Annotated in this window: 15 protein-coding genes and 2 riboswitches; of the genes, 7 read left to right on the plus strand and 8 right to left on the minus strand. The window is 66.1% G+C overall.

All coding sequences use genetic code 11. From position 1 onward, the window contains the following. The first annotated feature begins 2 nt into the window (after positions 1-2). From N5C91_RS12350 to N5C91_RS12365, 4 genes are all read left to right on the plus strand, one after another. Complete coding sequence (locus N5C91_RS12350; protein WP_279829927.1) at positions 3-1,268, plus strand: ABC transporter permease; 1,266 nt, start codon at positions 3-5, stop codon at positions 1,266-1,268. Positions 1,269-1,322: 54 nt separating this feature from the next. Beyond that, complete coding sequence (locus N5C91_RS12355) at positions 1,323-1,841, plus strand: DUF3299 domain-containing protein (RefSeq protein ID WP_236200605.1); 519 nt, start codon at positions 1,323-1,325, stop codon at positions 1,839-1,841. A gap of 137 nt (positions 1,842-1,978) precedes the next feature. After that, positions 1,979-2,668, plus strand: coding sequence for an OmpW family outer membrane protein (locus N5C91_RS12360; RefSeq protein WP_279829929.1), 690 nt, complete (start codon positions 1,979-1,981; stop codon positions 2,666-2,668). A 57-nt stretch (positions 2,669-2,725) separates the two neighbouring features. After that, a complete protein-coding gene (locus N5C91_RS12365) occupies positions 2,726-3,082 on the plus strand; it encodes a SirB2 family protein (RefSeq protein WP_236200606.1) in 357 nt (118 codons plus the stop codon). Here the strand turns inward: N5C91_RS12365 and N5C91_RS12370 are convergent. From N5C91_RS12370 to N5C91_RS12385, 4 genes are all read right to left on the minus strand, one after another. Then, on the minus strand, positions 3,063-4,010 hold the full coding sequence (locus tag N5C91_RS12370; RefSeq protein WP_236172398.1) for an NAD-dependent epimerase/dehydratase family protein: 948 nt from the start codon (positions 4,008-4,010) through the stop codon (positions 3,063-3,065). The genes N5C91_RS12365 and N5C91_RS12370 overlap by 20 nt on opposite strands. Beyond that, positions 4,003-4,887, minus strand: coding sequence for a sugar nucleotide-binding protein (locus N5C91_RS12375; protein WP_236200607.1), 885 nt, complete (start codon positions 4,885-4,887; stop codon positions 4,003-4,005). Before N5C91_RS12375 ends, N5C91_RS12370 begins: the two co-directional genes overlap by 8 nt. A 141-nt stretch (positions 4,888-5,028) precedes the next feature. Then, positions 5,029-5,592 carry a DUF934 domain-containing protein gene (locus N5C91_RS12380; RefSeq protein WP_279829931.1) on the minus strand — a complete coding sequence of 188 codons (564 nt, stop codon included), beginning with the start codon at positions 5,590-5,592 and terminating at the stop codon, positions 5,029-5,031. Continuing rightward, entirely contained in the window at positions 5,589-7,253 is a 1,665-nt protein-coding gene (locus tag N5C91_RS12385; protein WP_279829932.1) for a nitrite/sulfite reductase, read from the minus strand. Before N5C91_RS12385 ends, N5C91_RS12380 begins: the two co-directional genes overlap by 4 nt. A 345-nt stretch (positions 7,254-7,598) precedes the next feature. Here N5C91_RS12385 and ccoG point away from each other — a divergent pair, with 345 nt between their 5' ends. After that, positions 7,599-9,008 (plus strand): cytochrome c oxidase accessory protein CcoG, encoded by a 1,410-nt coding sequence (gene ccoG / locus N5C91_RS12390; RefSeq protein WP_279829934.1) that lies wholly within the window; start codon positions 7,599-7,601, stop codon positions 9,006-9,008. Positions 9,009-9,094: 86 nt separating this feature from the next. Further along, positions 9,095-10,510, plus strand: a complete 1,416-nt coding sequence (gene mapR / locus N5C91_RS12395) for a GntR family transcriptional regulator MpaR (RefSeq protein WP_279830031.1) — start codon at positions 9,095-9,097, stop codon at positions 10,508-10,510. Positions 10,511-11,058: 548 nt separating this feature from the next. On the opposite strand, the gene cobM is transcribed toward mapR, so the two are convergent. The 4 genes from cobM to N5C91_RS12415 form a co-directional block, all read right to left on the minus strand. Beyond that, positions 11,059-11,805 (minus strand): precorrin-4 C(11)-methyltransferase, encoded by a 747-nt coding sequence (cobM, locus tag N5C91_RS12400; protein WP_279829936.1) that lies wholly within the window; start codon positions 11,803-11,805, stop codon positions 11,059-11,061. Then, on the minus strand, positions 11,802-12,218 hold the full coding sequence (locus N5C91_RS12405; RefSeq protein WP_279829938.1) for a cobalamin biosynthesis protein: 417 nt from the start codon (positions 12,216-12,218) through the stop codon (positions 11,802-11,804). The genes cobM and N5C91_RS12405 overlap by 4 nt, the downstream gene beginning before the upstream one ends. A gap of 72 nt (positions 12,219-12,290) precedes the next feature. Beyond that, the gene (locus N5C91_RS12410; RefSeq protein ID WP_279829940.1) at positions 12,291-13,010 is read right to left on the minus strand and encodes a CbtA family protein; all 720 of its coding nucleotides are present in this window, start codon (positions 13,008-13,010) and stop codon (positions 12,291-12,293) included. 158 nt (positions 13,011-13,168) lie between these two features. After that, positions 13,169-13,354: a CbtB-domain containing protein gene (locus N5C91_RS12415; protein ID WP_024764032.1), complete on the minus strand. Its 186-nt coding sequence runs from the start codon at positions 13,352-13,354 to the stop codon at positions 13,169-13,171. A 105-nt stretch (positions 13,355-13,459) separates the two neighbouring features. Then, positions 13,460-13,672, minus strand: a riboswitch (cobalamin riboswitch). A gap of 60 nt (positions 13,673-13,732) precedes the next feature. Then, positions 13,733-13,928, plus strand: a riboswitch (cobalamin riboswitch). 95 nt (positions 13,929-14,023) lie between these two features. Between N5C91_RS12415 and cobW the strand changes: the two genes are divergently transcribed. Beyond that, positions 14,024-15,076 (plus strand): cobalamin biosynthesis protein CobW, encoded by a 1,053-nt coding sequence (gene cobW, locus N5C91_RS12420; RefSeq protein WP_279829944.1) that lies wholly within the window; start codon positions 14,024-14,026, stop codon positions 15,074-15,076. Positions 15,077-15,087 lie beyond the last annotated feature (11 nt).

Here is a 15,087-nt window from a genome sequence, read left to right on the forward strand (position 1 = left end):
GCATGTACCTGTTGCGCCTGGCACTCGCCAGCCTGTCCAACCGCCGCTTCACCGCGCTGCTGACGATCTTCGCCATCGCCCTCTCCGCCTGCCTGCTGCTGGCAGTGGAGCGCGTGCGCACCGAGGCCAAGGCCAGCTTCGCCAGCACCATTTCCGGCACCGACCTTATCGTCGGCGCGCGTTCGGGCTCGGTGAACCTGCTGCTCTACTCGGTATTCCGCATCGGCAATGCCACCAACAACATCCGCTGGGAAAGCTACGAGACCGTCACCCACAGCCCGCTGGTGAAGTGGGCGATCCCGATTTCCCTGGGCGACTCGCACCGCGGCTACCGCGTCATGGGCACCGACACCGGCTATTTCGAGCACTACCGCTTCGGCCGTGGGCAGCCCCTGGAACTCGCCGAAGGCCGGCCGTTCGGCCAGGACCTGTTCGACGTGGTACTCGGCGCGGAAGTGGCCGAAGCCCTGCATTACAAGCTCGGTGACAAGATCGTCCTGGCCCACGGCGTCAGCACCATCAGCCTGGTGCAGCACGACGACAAGCCGTTCACCGTGGTCGGTATCCTCAAGCGCACCGGCACTCCGGTGGACCGTACCCTGCACATTTCGCTGCAGGGCATGGAAGCGCTGCATGTGGACTGGCAGAACGGCGTCCCGGCTCGCGGCGCCGCACGCATCAGCGAAGACCAGGCGCGCAGCATGGACCTGCAGCCCAAGGCCATCACCGCCTTCCTGCTGGGGCTCAAGAGCAAGGTGGCGACCTTCACCCTGCAGCGGCAGATCAACGAGTACGACGGCGAGCCACTGATGGCGATCCTCCCCGGTGTCGCGCTGCAGGAACTCTGGGGCCTGATGGGCACGGCGGAGAAGGCGCTGTTCGTGGTCTCGCTGTTCGTGGTGCTGACCGGCCTGATCGGCATGCTCACGGCGATCCTCACCAGCCTCAACGAGCGCCGCCGTGAAATGGCCATCCTGCGCTCGGTGGGTGCGCGGCCCTGGCACATCTTCAGCCTGCTGGTGGCCGAAGCCTTCGCCCTGGCGCTGGCGGGCGTGGCGCTGGGTGTCGGCTTGCTCTACGCCGGCATCGCCGGCAGCCAGGCCTACGTGCAGGCGAACTACGGCATCTTCCTGCCATTGGCGCTGCCCAGCGCCTATGAATGGTCCTTGCTCGGCGGCATACTCCTGGCCGCGCTGCTGATCGGCTGCGTGCCGGCGTGGCGTGCCTATCGGCAATCGCTGGCCGATGGGCTGTCGATCCGCCTCTGAGCCAGTCCCATGCGAGCCATCCCCGTGCAAGCCAACACCGTACAAAGACGTCCCATGCGCCGCCTGTTGTTCCTGCTGCTGCTCGCCACCAGCGCTACCGTCTGGGCGGCGCCGCGCGAGCTGACCTGGCCCGAGCTGATCCCCGAGGGCGCACCGCCGCCCCCGCCGCCGGTGCCGCTGCACGATATGTCCAAGCTCTCCGATGTACTCAATTCGGAGAGTGGCCCGGCGGTGAAGCAGCAGATATCCAACGCCCCGGTGGTGCAGCAGCTGGACGGCCAGGAAGTGAAGATGCCGGGCTACATCGTGCCGCTGGAAGTCGAGGAAGACGGCCAGACCGTCCGCGACTTCCTGCTGGTGCCCTATTACGGCGCCTGCATCCACGTACCAGCGCCACCGTCCAACCAGATCGTCTATGTTCGAGGCGGCAAGGGCGTAAAAGTCGATGAGCTTTACCAACCCTTCTGGATCATCGGCAAACTGAGCGTGAAGGCGGCGGAAAGCGACCTTGCCGAGGCTGGTTACCAGATGCAGGCCAGCAGTATCGAACCCTACGAGTACACCGGGCAGTAAGCGGACGCGGCACTTTGCCGCACCCCTCATTCCTACAAAGCTTGTGGGCTTTATTGAGCCAGGTCAAAAGTGCGCTTTTAGCGCTGTCTACTATTCTGGGCACCAACACTTATACCAAAGAGATATTGGAGCTCATCATGCGTAAGTCCTGGCTCACCGCCTCGCTTCTCTCCCTCGCCGTCGCAACGCCGATCGCAGCCCAGGCCGCCGACATCCGCGGCCACCAGGCTGGCGACTTCCTCGTCCGCGGCGGTATCGCCACCGTTGCGCCGGACGATAGCAGCGGCAGCCTTAAGGCCAACGGCACATCGCTGGGCGGCAAAGCCACTGTCGATAGTGACACCCAGCTGGGCTTGACCTTCAGCTACCTGCTCACTGACAAGATCGGCGTCGAGCTGGTTGCGGCCACTCCGTTCAAGCATGAGGTCGACGTGAAGGGCCTGGGAGGCCTGGACGGCAAGCTGGCCGATATCAAGCAACTGCCGCCGACTGTACTGCTTCAGTACTACCCCATGGGTGGTACCGGCTCCGCCTTCCAGCCGTACGGCGGCCTGGGCGTGAACTACACCACCTTCTTCGACGAAGACCTCACCAGCGCCCGCAAGGACCAGGGCTTCAGCAACCTGAAGCTGCAGGATTCCTGGGGCCTGGCCGCCGAACTGGGTATGGACTACATGCTCAACGAGCACGCCTTCGTCAACGCCGCGGTCTGGTATATGGATATCGACACCAAAGCGACCACCAATCTGGACGGTGTCGGCAAGGTCAAAGTCGATGTTGATGTCGACCCCTGGGTTTACATGGTTGGTTTCGGCTACCGTTTCTAACGGAGCAAACATGAAAAAGGCGCCCAAGGGCGCCTTTTTCACTTTCTGGGAACCGCTATGTACCTCGAACTCAAAGCACTGCACGTCAGCCTGGCGATCATCAGCACCCTGCTCTTCCTCCTGCGCCTGGGCCTGAGCTGGTGGGGCAAGCGTCCCGCTGGCTGGCAGCGCGGGCTACCTCATCTGATCGATACACTGCTGTTGCTGAGCGCCCTGGGCCTGGTGCACCTGGCGATGCCCTGGCCGCTGCCTGTGTGGCTGCAGGTGAAGCTCGGCCTGCTGGTGCTCTACATCGTGCTGGCGGCCTTTGCCCTGCGCTCCGTCTCGAAGCCGAGCAAGGCCGTACTCAGCGTGCTGGCGCTGTCCTCGCTGGCCAGCATCTTCGTGCTGGCGATCAACAAACCCTGGTGGTGATCAACTGGGCCAGGCCCTCGGCCAGCGGGGTTGGCGCGTCGAGGTGGTAGCGCTGCAGCAGGCGGCGGTTGTCGGCGCGGGAATGGCGAATATCGCCATGGCGCGCCGGCTGGTAGGTGATCTGCGGCAGCCCGCCGGTGAGCTTGCCAATCTCGGCCAGCAACTGGTTCAGGCTGGTCGACTGGTCGAGACCGACGTTGATCGCCGACTCGGCCACTTCCTCCGCCAGCAGTGCCTTCACCAGCAGCTTCACCAGGTCGCCGACATAGATGAAATCACGGGTCTGCTCGCCGTCGCCGAATACGCTGATCGGCAGGCCCTGCTCAGCACGCCGGGCGAAGATGCTGATCACCCCGGAATACGGCGAGGACGGATCCTGGCGCGGGCCATAGACGTTGAAGAAGCGGAAGATCGCCGGTTCCAGCCCATGCTCGCGGCGGTAGAAGTCCAGGTAGTACTCGCTGGCCAGCTTGTCCGAGGCGTAGGGCGTCAGCGGAGCCTTGACCACGTCTTCGTCGATGGCAGTGCCTTCGCCATTCTGCCCGTAGACCGCTGCGCTGGAGGCGAACAGTACGCGGTGGATACCTTCCTGGCGCATGGCCTCGCAGAGATTCAGGGTACCGATGAAGTTCGCCCGGTGGGTGCCCACCGGGTCTTCCACCGAGGCCTGCACCGAGGCAATGGCCGCCAGGTGCACGACGCCCTGGCAACCGCTCACTGCGCCACGCAGCGCCGCCTCATCGGCGACATTGCCGACGATCAGCTCGACGCGGCTGTCGAGATTCTCGCGCTTGCCAGTGGACAGGTCGTCCAGCACGCGCACGGAGAAACCCAGTGCCAGCAGCGCGTCCGCCAGATGGGAACCGATGAACCCCGCGCCGCCGGTGATCAGGATGGGCTGCGCAGAGGGAGATAGGCGATCAGACATGGCGGTAATAGCGATCCAGCAGGGCGGGCAGGCCGGCGCGCCAGGCGCGCGGCTTGATACCGAAGGTATGGAGGATTTTCTTGCAGGCAAGCACCGCATGCTGCGGTTCGTCGCCGGCGTCCGGGCGCGCGGCGTGGGCCTGCGGGCTCGGTTCCTGGACGGCCAGGGTATGGAAGGCGCGAGCCTCGCCGAGCACCACCTGGCCCAGGGACAGGGTCGTGGTGGCTTCCAGGCCACCGTAGTGATAGGTGCCCCACAGCGGCGCCTGGCAGTCGAGCTGCTTGAGCACGGAGAGGATCACCCGTGCGGCATCATCGACCGGGGTCGGATTGCCACGCCGGTCGTCGGCGAGGAACAGCACCTGCTCCTTCTCGGCGCGCTCAAGGAAGCGCCCGAGCACACCATCGGCGCTGTCATCGAGCAACCAGCCAAAGCGCAGCAGCACATGGCGCGGGCAGGTCGCCCGCACCCACTGCTCCATGCGCCATAGCGCCTGGCCACGCGGGCCCAGCGGCAGCGGCTCGTCCTTCTCGCTGTAGGCGGTGGCACGGGCGCCATCGAACACGCGATAACTCGACGGCTGGATCAGCAGGATCTCGTGGTGCTGGCAGAGTTCGGACAGACGCTCCACCGCGCGCTCCTGGCTGGCCAGCCTGGCGGCATCGACGGCCTCGGCCTGGAACCAGTCGAAGTAATAGGCGAGGTTGATCACCGCGTCGGGACGGGTCTCGTCCAGCAGGACGGTAAGACTGGCGGCGTCCCAGCCCTGGTCGGGCGGTCGGGGTGCGAGGAAGCCGATATCTTCCTCGGCGCCCAGGCGGATCAGCGCCTGTCCAAGGGCATTACCGCCACCCAACAGCATCAGGCGCATGCGCATATTCTGGGGGTCACTCGAGTACGTGGGTTACCAGCGGCGCACAGCGGCTCCGTGGATGATGCCCGCATTTTTCCTGCCCCCCGGCACACCGTCAAGCTTGGCCGACCCGCTGCAGCCTTGGCCGCGCGCGATTGTCGAGTCCTAGGAGCGACGCCGGAACAGCGGGCGCGGCTCAATCACCGAGCGGCCGTAGAGCACACTCAGCCCCGCCAGGCCCTTCAGGGCGTCCTCCACGGACTTGTCCTCGCGCACGGCGAAGGCGTCGAAACCGCACTGGCGCAGATGCGCCAGCTGGTCACGCAGCACGTCGCCCACCGCACGTAGTTCCCCGCGCCAGCCCAGGCGGCTGCGCAGCAGATAGGCCAGGCTGTAGCCGCGACCATCGCGGAAGCTGGGGAAGTCGATGGCGATCAGTGGGATCTCATCCAGCCATTGGGCAAGCTGTTGCGGATCGTCATCCGGCCCGAGCAATACGCCATGCCCTTGTAGGAGCGAGCTTGCTCGCGAACCTCCCAGCTCAGGCCCCACCGGCCAATCCTGTTCGCGAGCAAGCTCGCTCCTACAGGCGCCCCGGTCCAGCCAGGCCTTGAGCGGCAGGATCAGGTTGCCGTCGGGCAATTCCTCCGGCACTTCGCGCAGCAAGGTCCAGGGATCATCCGGCGCCAGCTCGGCGACACCATCACGCAGGCGAATCAGGTTCTTCATGCCGGCACCTCCGCCTGGCGGTAGACCCGTGCCTTGAACGGCTCCAGGCCGATACGTTCGACCGTCTCGACGAAGCGCTCACCGGCGCCGCGCTGCTCGACATAGGTCTGCACCAGCGCCTCGATCACAGCGGGCACCTCCGCCGCGCTGAACGAGGGGCCGATCACCTTGCCCAGCGCGCTCTTCATGCCCTGGGCGCCGCCCAGGGTGATCTGGTACCACTCGCTACCGTTCTTGTCGACGCCAAGAATGCCGATGTTGCCGATGTGGTGGTGGCCGCAGGCGTTCATGCAGCCGGAGATGTTCAGGCTCAGATCGCCCAGGTCGTGCAGGTAGTCGAGGTCCTCGAAGCGCTGCTGAATGCCCTGGGCAATGGGGATCGACTTGGCATTGGCCAGCGCACAGAAGTCACCGCCCGGGCAGGCGATGATGTCGGTGAGCAGGCCCTGGTTCGGCGTGCCCAGCCCTGCGCTACAGGCTTCCTGCCAGAGCGCATGGAGATCGGCCTTGCGCACGTCCGGCAGCACCAGGTTCTGCTCATGGGCGACGCGGATTTCGCCAAAGCCGAAGCGCTCGGCCCAGTCGGCCACTCGCTCCATCTGCTCGGCCGTCGCATCCCCCGGCGGTGCCTCGGCGCCCGGCTTGGTGGACAGCACCACGCTGGCATACCCCGGCACGCGGTGCGGGCGCACGTTGCGCGAGACCCAGCGGGCGAACGCTGCATCGGCAGCCAGCGCACTGCCGTAGGCAAGATCATCGGCGGCAGCGTAGACCGGCGGTTCGAAGGCGGCAGCCACTCGCTGGTACTCGTCGAGCGTCAGTTGCGCCTCGCCATCGCGCAGGTGTTGCCACTCCTCTTCCACCTCGCGGGAGAACGCCTCGATGCCCAGCGCCTTCACCAGGATCTTGATCCGCGCCTTGTACTTGTTGTCGCGCCGGCCGTAGCGGTTGTACACCCGCAGGATGGCCTCGACATAGGACAGCAGGTGCCACCAGGGCAGGTCGTCGCGGATCACCTGGCCGAGCATCGGCGTGCGCCCCAGCCCGCCGCCCACCAGCACCTTCAGGCGCAGTTCGCCGTCCTCGGCGCGGCGCAGGTAGAGGCCGATGTCGTGCATCATCACCGCCGCGCGGTCTTCCTCGGCGGCACAGAGGGCGATCTTGAACTTGCGCGGCAGGAACAGGAATTCGGGGTTCACCGTCGACCACTGGCGAAGAATTTCCGCCAGCGGGCGCGGGTCGAGGAACTCGTCGGCGGCAACCCCGGCGAAGGCCTCGGTGGTGATATTGCGCACGCAGTTGCCGGAAGTCTGGATGGCGTGCATTTCCACATCGGCGAGACGTTCGAGAATGTCCGGCACACGCGCAAGCTCCACCCAGTTGAACTGGATGTTCTGCCGCGTGGTGAAATGGCCGTAGCCACGGTCGTGCTCGCGGGCAATCCACGCCAGGGTGCGCATCTGCTCGCTGGACAAGGTGCCGTAGGGAATCGCCACCCGCAGCATGTAGGCGTGCTTCTGCAGGTACAGGCCGTTCTGCAGGCGCAGCGGCAGGAATTCCTCTTCGCTCAGCTCATCGCCCAGGCGCCGCTGCACCTGATCGCGGAACTGCGCCACCCGTTCGCGCACCAGGGCGCGGTCGTAATCATCGTATCGGTACATCGCCAGGCCACCTTCGGATCGTTGCGTGGCAGCCTGCTTCTGTCGTCGGGCGCGCCACGTTGCGGTTGACCGAACTATGGCCGGGGCCTGTTGTGCAAAACAGCGGCAGATAACGCGGGAAAAACCGGATCAGATCAGCCAGCCCCCTGCTCCTGCGGGCCTGCGACCGGTTGCCGCAAGAGGCCCGATCAGCCGCCCCATCGCGCAGCGCGCCAGGCCTGTGGCGCCGCGGCACGGAGCGTTTTTCGGCATCTGATATGGTTTTTTCCAGCGAACCTGAATCTGTTTCGAGTGCAGGACGATTCGTACAGTCGCGGCGCCTCTTCTGCCTGATGGGCCACGATAATGAGCGAAAGAATCCCCGCGAAGGTCATCCAGATCGACGCACCGCAACGCTTCACCCCGCCGCCGAAACCGCTGTCGGCGGTCACTCCGACCGTTTACACCAAACGTTTCGCGGGGCGTTTCCGCGACCTCCGCCGGCTTGGCGGTGCGCTGCTGTTCCTGCTGTTCTTCGGCACCCTGTGGCTGCAGTGGAACGGCCGGCAGGCTGTGCTCTGGGACCTGCCCGAGCGCAAGTTCTACATCTTCGGCGCGACCTTCTGGCCGCAGGACTTCATCCTGCTCTCGGCGATCCTGATCATCGCCGCCTTCGGCCTGTTCTTCATCACCGTATTCGCCGGACGCGTCTGGTGCGGCTACACCTGCCCGCAGAGCGTCTGGACATGGATCTTCATGTGGGCCGAGCAGGTCACCGAGGGCGACCGCAACCAGCGCATGAAACTGGACAAGGGCCCGGCCAGCGCCGAGAAGGTTCTGCGCAAGAGCGCCAAGCATGGCCTCTGGCTGCTGATCAGCCTGGCCACGGCGGTCACCTTCATCGGTTACTTCACCCCGGTACGCCCGCTGGTGATGGACCTGCTGACCTTCAGGCTCGACCTGGAAAGCACCTTCTGGGTCGCCTTCTTCGCCGCTGCCACCTACGCCAACGCCGGCTGGCTGCGCGAGCAGGTGTGCATCCACATGTGCCCGTACTCGCGCTTCCAGAGCGTGATGTTCGACAAGGACACCCTGATCATTTCCTACGACGCGGCGCGCGGTGAATCCCGTGGCGCGCGCAAGAAGGACGCCGATCCCAAGGCCCAGGGCCTGGGCGACTGCATCGACTGTTTCCAGTGCGTGCAGGTCTGCCCCACCGGCATCGACATCCGCGACGGCCTGCAGATCGCCTGCATCGGCTGCGCCGCGTGCATCGACGCCTGCGACTCGGTGATGGACAAGATGGGCTACGACCGCGGCCTGGTGCGCTACACCTCCGAAAGCGCGCTGGAGGGCGGCAAGACCCACCTGCTGCGCCCACGCCTGATCGGCTATGCGGCTGTTCTGCTGGTCATGATCGGCGCCTTCGTCTGGGCGCTGGAAGCGCGGCCGCTGATCAACCTCGACGTCGCCCGCGACCGTGGCCTGTTCCGCGAGAACGCTGCCGGCGAGATCGAGAACATCTACAACCTCAAGCTGATCAACAAGACCCAGCAGCCGCAGCATTACCAGCTGAGCCTCGCCGACGGCGCCGGCTACCGCCTGCAGGGCGTGCCGGAGCTGCTGCTGCAGCCGGGCGAGATCCGCGATTTCGCGGTATCGGTGGCCAGCGAAGCGCAGCGCAGTGCCGGTGGTTCGCTGCCGCTGCACTTCAGGGTCAGCGACGGCAACGAGGCCATCGACGCTGCCAGCACCTTCGTCTCACCGAGGCGCTGAACATGGCACGGGAGCTTGGCGTGACCTCGGCGCAGCGCCTAGAGTGGGCGGACTCTTCCGCCCCCCAGGCCGCCCCGCAGGACAAGATGAAGCGCTACGAGAAATTCGCCGACGAGATCGCCGGCCTGATCCGCAGCGGCGTACTCGCCCCCGGCCAGAAAGTCCCTTCGGTGCGGCATGCCAGCCGCACCTATGGGGTCAGCGCTTCGACGGTGTTCCAGGCCTATTACCTGCTGGAAGACCGCGGCCTGATCGTCGCCCGCGCGCGCTCCGGCTACTTCGTCCGCGAGCACGTGCAGCGCGCGCTGGCCGAACCGGAAATCGCCCGCCACGACGCGCAGACCACCGAGGTGGACGTCAGCGAACTGGTGTTCTCAGTACTCAGCTCGATCAAGGACCCGGACACCGTGCCCTTCGGCTCGGCCTTCCCGGCGCCGGAGCTGTTCCCCCTGCCGCGCCTGGCGCGCTCCATGGCCCACGCCGTGCGCGACATGGACCCGCGTTCGGTGGTGGCTGACCTCGCCCCCGGCAGCCACGCCCTGCGCCGGCAGATCGCCCTGCGCTACATGGTCGGTGGCATGCCGCTGCCGGTCGAAGAGCTGGTGGTCACCAACGGTGCGCTGGAAGCACTGAACCTGTGCCTGCAGGTGGTGACGCAACCCGGCGACCTGGTGGCCATCGAGGCGCCGGCGTTCTACGCCAGCCTACAGGTGCTGGAACGACTGAAACTGAAGGCGGTGGAAATCCCCGTACACCCGCGCGAGGGCATCGATCTGGACGTGCTCGCCGACAGCCTGGCACGCCTGCCGATCAAGGCCTGCTGGTTCATGAGCAACTTCCAGAACCCGCTGGGCGCGAGCATGAGCGAGGAAAAGAAACGCGCTCTTGCCGCGCTGCTGACCCAGCACGAAGTGCCGCTGATCGAGGACGACGTCTATGCCGAGCTGTACTTCGCCGCCCAGGCGCCCAAGCCGGTGAAGGCCTTCGACAGCGAGGGCCTGTTCATGCATTGCAGCTCCTTCTCCAAGAGTCTGGCGCCCGGCTACCGGGTCGGCTGGGTGGCGGGCGGGCGCTATGCCGAGCAGATCGAGCGGCTCAAGCTGATGACCAGCCTGTCCGCCTCGGTGCCGGCACAGGCGGCCATCGCCGACTACCTGCAGCACGGCGGCTACGACCGTCACCTGCGCAAGCTGCGCCATGCCCTGGAAAGCCAGCAGCACGCGATGCTCGCTGCCGTGGCCCGGCACTTCCCCGCGGCAACCCGCGTCACCCGGCCCAGCGGCGGCTACTTCCTGTGGCTGGAGCTGCCCGAGCAGATCGACGCGCTCAAGCTGTTCCAGCTCGCCCACGCCCAGGGCATCAGCCTGGCGCCGGGGCCGATATTCTCCGCCACACGGCGCTTCGGCCACTGCCTGCGGCTGAACTATGGGCACCCCTGGACGACGGCCAGCGAACAGGCCATGGAAACCCTCGGGCGGATCATTCATTCGCTGCAGGGCTGACAAGCGCCGCAGGACTGATCCGCACATTCGGAAACGATCTGTACCTGTGCGGCGCTTTGTCGCAGGCATTACCCTGACAGGCAGGAAACCCGGACGAGGGACGCTGCCATGGATGCCGAAGGCCTGATGATCCTGCTCACGGTGTGCGCCGCACTCGGCGTGCACCTGTGGGTGCGCTGGTACCTGCGGCGCGGCATGGCGCCGCGCGGGGAGGCTTGGCTGGCCTGAGCAAGGAGCCCAACCCTGCGTGGGAGCGGACTCCGTCTGCGATGGGTTGCCCGAGCTGCCTGATATACCGAGGCGGCGTTGAGTCGATCGCGGACGGAGTCCGCTCCTACCCGACAGTCCTGTACTCGGATCAGCCCTCACCCTAACCCTCTCCCAAGGGGAGAGGGGATTGTTCGGTACAGGATGAAACCTTGTCGTTCGCCGGCACGGGAGGCTCCCTCTCCCCCTGGGAGAGGGCTGGGGTGAGGGGAAGGCGCTGGCACGGACTTACCTGAAAAAGACAGTTGCTCCTACGCTTGCAGTGGCATCACAAAACAGGCTTACGGCCGATACAGGTGCGCATGCTCCGCGCTGTACAGCGACGAATCGGCAAAACCTTCCGCCCCCAGCACCCTGCCCACCAGGATCAGCGCCGTACGCCGGAAACCCTTGGCTTCGGCCTTGGGCAGGATGTCGCCGAGGGTGCCGGCGACCTGGTCCTGGTCCGGCCAGCTGGCGCGGTGGATCACTGCGATAGGGCAGTCGGCGCCGTAGTGCGGCAGCAGTTCGGCGACGATGTTCGCCAACTGGCCAACCCCCAGATGAATCGCCAGGGTCGCGCGGTGCTGCGCCAGTTCGGCGAGGGATTCGCCGTCAGGCATGCGCGTCTTGTGGGCGTAACGGGTGAGGATCAGCGTCTGCGAGATGTCCGGCAGGGTCAGCTCGCAGCCGAGTATCGCCGCACAGGCAGAAGTGGCCGTGACGCCGGGAACGATCTCGTAGGGAATACCCAGCTCACGCAGGTGGCGAATCTGCTCGCCGATGGCGCCGTACAGCGAGGGATCACCGGAGTGCACCCGTGCCACGTCCTTGCCCTCGGCATGGGCCTGCGCCAGCAGCGCGACGATCTCGTCCAGGTTCAGTTCGGCGGTATTCACCACGCGTTCGGCACTGTGCCCTTCCAGCACCGCTGGCGGCACCAGCGAGCCGGCGTAGAGGATCACCGGGCAGGTGCGGATCAACCGCTGGCCCTTGACCGTAATGAGCTCGGGGTCGCCGGGGCCGGCGCCGATGAAGAAGACCGTCATGGCTGCTCCTGTGCGGATTCGACGGGGATGAAGGCCAACGCGCAGGTGGCTTGATCGCTGCGCCGTTTGCCCACCAGCAGTCGCGCCGGCGCACCGGCCTGGGCTTCGGCCTGCAGCAGCGCTGCGGCTTCGGCAACGCTGGCAGCGCCAGTGCTCGTACGGACCGTTTCGGAAGGTTGCTCGAGGCGCGGCTCGCAAGTGGCCAGCTGCTGCGGCGTGAACAGCGCCAGCGGCAGATCGAGGGCGGCGGCCAGTGCCTTCAGCCCCTCTTCGTCCGCCTTCAACGTGGCACTGGCCAGCGCGGTAAGGTCCGACTCATCGAGCCCGGCTTCCACCAGCGTATCGCGCAGCAGCTCGCGCAGTTCATCGAGCGAGCAGCCGCGACGGCAACCCAGGCCGGCAACCAGCGTCATTGTCTATCTCCACAAAACAAAACCCCGCAGACGGTCAGACCGGCTGCGGGGAGGTCGAGCATAACGCGCGGATCAGGCCGACGGCGCGAAGCGACGGAACAGCCAGGCAGCCACCAGGCCCAGGGCCGCCCAGAACACCGCGTTGGTGATCAGCGAGGCGACGATGAACTCGTGGGCGATGCTTTCCGGCGCGAGGCTGGAATGCACTTCCGGCTGCGGTGCGCCGATTACATGCGGCACCACCAGCAGGGTGATACCGATGCCACGCAGCGCCCAGTTGCGGCCGAACACCAGCAGCGCAAGGCCGCCAGCGGTGGCAGCGGCGGTGCCGATCCACCAGGTCTGCCGTAGGGTCAGGTCGGCGGCGGCGGTGCCGGGCACCTCCGGCGGCAGGCCGAGGGACGGTGCCAGGGTGAACACGGCGAAACCGGCCAGGCCCCAGAGCAGGCCTTCGGAGGTCTTGCCTGGCGCACGCAGGGTGAACAGGCCAGCCAGCATCAGGGCGAAGCCCACCGCGACCACCAGGTTGCCCCCAGTGGTGGAGAGGATGCGCTGCCAGCCGTCTTCCGGCTCCCAGGCTTCCGCGTCGTGCTCGTGGGCGGCCACTGCGCCAGCGGCGTGGTCGTGGGCGTGCTCGTGGTGTTCCTCGACCAGCGCGGCGGCCGGCTCGGCCTTCTCGTAGGTTTCCGCCTTGAGGATCAGCGGGGACACCCACAGCAGCTGAACCACAGTCAGCACCAGCGCCGCGATCAGACCGGCGAAACCGGCGGTCTGGGCGATACGTTTGATCATTTTTTCCTTTCCTTTCCGAACTCTCGAATCGAGCGAGCTAGCGCCAGGCAAGGCGGAGGATCGGCGGGGACGCGGAGCTGACTGAAGTCAATGAGCAGTCCACGGCGATACTCCAACGCAGCCTGGCCGACGCGCAGCCGATTGGGCTCAGAACAGCATTAGTGGCAGGGGAAACCGGCGCTGTGGCGGGTATCGTGCGCGGCGTTGTGCACCGCATCGATGTGCGAGAAGCCGGCGAAATACACCAGCAGCGCACCGAGCAGGCTGGCGCCAACGGCCAGGCTGATGCGCTTGGAAAGGGGGATGGAAGTGCTCGACGCGTGCGTCAGGGTGCTGCTGGACATGAACGTTCCCTCTGGAAATCAAAGTAAGAGAACGCAGAGGTTGAACGCATTCGAACGCGCCGGAACGGTCGCGCCACGGCCTGCGCCCGCCCACCGCGGGTTTGCCAAAAACGAAGAATTCCAGGCCGGTCTCCGGGCTTGCGATGTCGGCCAGTGGCCAAGCGGGTCAACCTTCCCATGCCGGAGCACAGTGGCTACTGATGACCCTACGATCGCTTACCGTTGCGGGGGCAGCGCCGGACTGGTCCTTGCGGACGCACCGGCTTCCCGTTTCACCTCGCGCGCGTGGCGCGAGACACCTGAAACCGCGCTAGCTGACCACGAAGCCCTGCAAGCGTCAACCGATCCCCGGCGATTGACCGCCCCGCCGTCGCTGCGTAGCCTTCCCTGCTTCGAGGTTCTCCGGCGCTGGCCGGAGCTAAGAGGGAACGTGGAAATCTTCGGATGTGCCACGGCTGCCCCCGCAACTGTGAACAGCCTGTTCTTTCACAAGCCACTGCCGGCCACGGCGGGAAGGCGAAAGAACTCAAGAGGGCTGTGAGCCAGGAGACCTGCCTCGACCAGTATCACGACAACCGGGCGGGGTGATCCGGTGGCGACCTTCGTTGCGCGGCGAACCCGCGCGCGCGCCCTTCATCCGCCCTCCAACTCTCTGCTTGCGAGGCGCGCATGAAGACCCTGGCCAAACTCCCCGTCACCATCGTCACCGGCTTCCTCGGCGCCGGGAAGACCACCCTGCTCCGCCACATGCTGGATAACGCCGAAGGCCGCCGCATCGCGGTGATCGTCAACGAATTCGGCGAGCTGGGCATCGACGGCGAAATCCTCAAGCAGTGCTCCATCGGTTGCAGCGAAGAAGAGGCGGTCGGCCGCGTCTTCGAACTGGCCAACGGCTGCCTGTGCTGCACCGTGCAGGAAGAATTCTTCCCGGTGATGCGCGAACTGGTGGCACGCCGTGGCGACCTCGACCAGATTCTCATCGAAACCTCCGGCCTGGCCCTGCCCAAGCCGCTGGTGCAGGCCTTCCAGTGGCCGGAAATCCGCAATGCCTGCACCGTTGACGCGGTGATCACCGTGGTCGACAGCCCGGCCGTGGCCGCCGGCACCTTCGCCGCCCATCCCGAACAGGTGGACGAGCAGCGCAAGCAGGACCCGAACCTGGACCACGAATCGCCGCTGCACGAACTCTTCGAAGACCAGCTCGCCAGCGCCGACCTGGTGGTGCTGAACAAGGCCGACCTGCTGGACGCCGACGCGCTCGCCCGCGTGCGCGCCGAAGTCGCCGAGGAACTGCCGCCGGCGGTGAAGATCGTCGAAGCCAATTCCGGCCAGCTGCCGCTCTCCGTGCTGCTGGGGCTGAACGCCGAGGCCGAGCTGCACATCGACAGCCGCCCCACACACCACGACCATGAAGGCCATGAAGATCACGACCACGACGAGTTCGACTCCTTCCACGTCGACCTCCCGGAAGTGGAAGAGCGCGCCCTGCTCGACGCACTGAACGCACTGGTCGAGCGCCACGCCGTGCTGCGCATCAAGGGCTTCGTCGCCATCCCCGGCAAGCCCATGCGCCTGCTGGTGCAGGGCGTCGGCAAGCGCTTCGACAAGCACTTCGACCGCGCCTGGCGCAGCGACGAAACCCGCAGCACCCGCCTGGTGGTGATCGGCCAGGAACTGGACCAGGCCGCCATCGCCAACGAACTGCGTACCGCCCTGGCATAACACTGCCTTTG

Origin of the sequence: Pseudomonas sp. GD03903, from assembly GCF_029840045.1 — a bacterium.
GTDB classification, from domain to species: Bacteria; Pseudomonadota; Gammaproteobacteria; order Pseudomonadales; family Pseudomonadaceae; genus Pseudomonas; species Pseudomonas pseudonitroreducens.

Bases quoted from the DNA above. Each gene is read 5' to 3' on its own strand.
- N5C91_RS12350 (WP_279829927.1), top strand. From the start codon at position 3: ATGTACCTGTTGCGCCTGGCACTCGCCAGCCTGTCCAACCGCCGCTTC.
- N5C91_RS12355 (WP_236200605.1), top strand. From the start codon at position 1,323: ATGCGCCGCCTGTTGTTCCTGCTGCTGCTCGCCACCAGCGCTACCGTC.
- N5C91_RS12360 (WP_279829929.1), top strand. From the start codon at position 1,979: ATGCGTAAGTCCTGGCTCACCGCCTCGCTTCTCTCCCTCGCCGTCGCA.
- N5C91_RS12365 (WP_236200606.1), top strand. From the start codon at position 2,726: ATGTACCTCGAACTCAAAGCACTGCACGTCAGCCTGGCGATCATCAGC.
- N5C91_RS12370 (WP_236172398.1), bottom strand. From the start codon at position 4,010: ATGTCTGATCGCCTATCTCCCTCTGCGCAGCCCATCCTGATCACCGGC.
- N5C91_RS12375 (WP_236200607.1), bottom strand. From the start codon at position 4,887: ATGCGCATGCGCCTGATGCTGTTGGGTGGCGGTAATGCCCTTGGACAG.
- N5C91_RS12380 (WP_279829931.1), bottom strand. From the start codon at position 5,592: ATGAAGAACCTGATTCGCCTGCGTGATGGTGTCGCCGAGCTGGCGCCG.
- N5C91_RS12385 (WP_279829932.1), bottom strand. From the start codon at position 7,253: ATGTACCGATACGATGATTACGACCGCGCCCTGGTGCGCGAACGGGTG.
- ccoG (WP_279829934.1), top strand. From the start codon at position 7,599: ATGAGCGAAAGAATCCCCGCGAAGGTCATCCAGATCGACGCACCGCAA.
- mapR (WP_279830031.1), top strand. From the start codon at position 9,095: ATGAAGCGCTACGAGAAATTCGCCGACGAGATCGCCGGCCTGATCCGC.
- cobM (WP_279829936.1), bottom strand. From the start codon at position 11,805: ATGACGGTCTTCTTCATCGGCGCCGGCCCCGGCGACCCCGAGCTCATT.
- N5C91_RS12405 (WP_279829938.1), bottom strand. From the start codon at position 12,218: ATGACGCTGGTTGCCGGCCTGGGTTGCCGTCGCGGCTGCTCGCTCGAT.
- N5C91_RS12410 (WP_279829940.1), bottom strand. From the start codon at position 13,010: ATGATCAAACGTATCGCCCAGACCGCCGGTTTCGCCGGTCTGATCGCG.
- N5C91_RS12415 (WP_024764032.1), bottom strand. From the start codon at position 13,354: ATGTCCAGCAGCACCCTGACGCACGCGTCGAGCACTTCCATCCCCCTT.
- cobW (WP_279829944.1), top strand. From the start codon at position 14,024: ATGAAGACCCTGGCCAAACTCCCCGTCACCATCGTCACCGGCTTCCTC.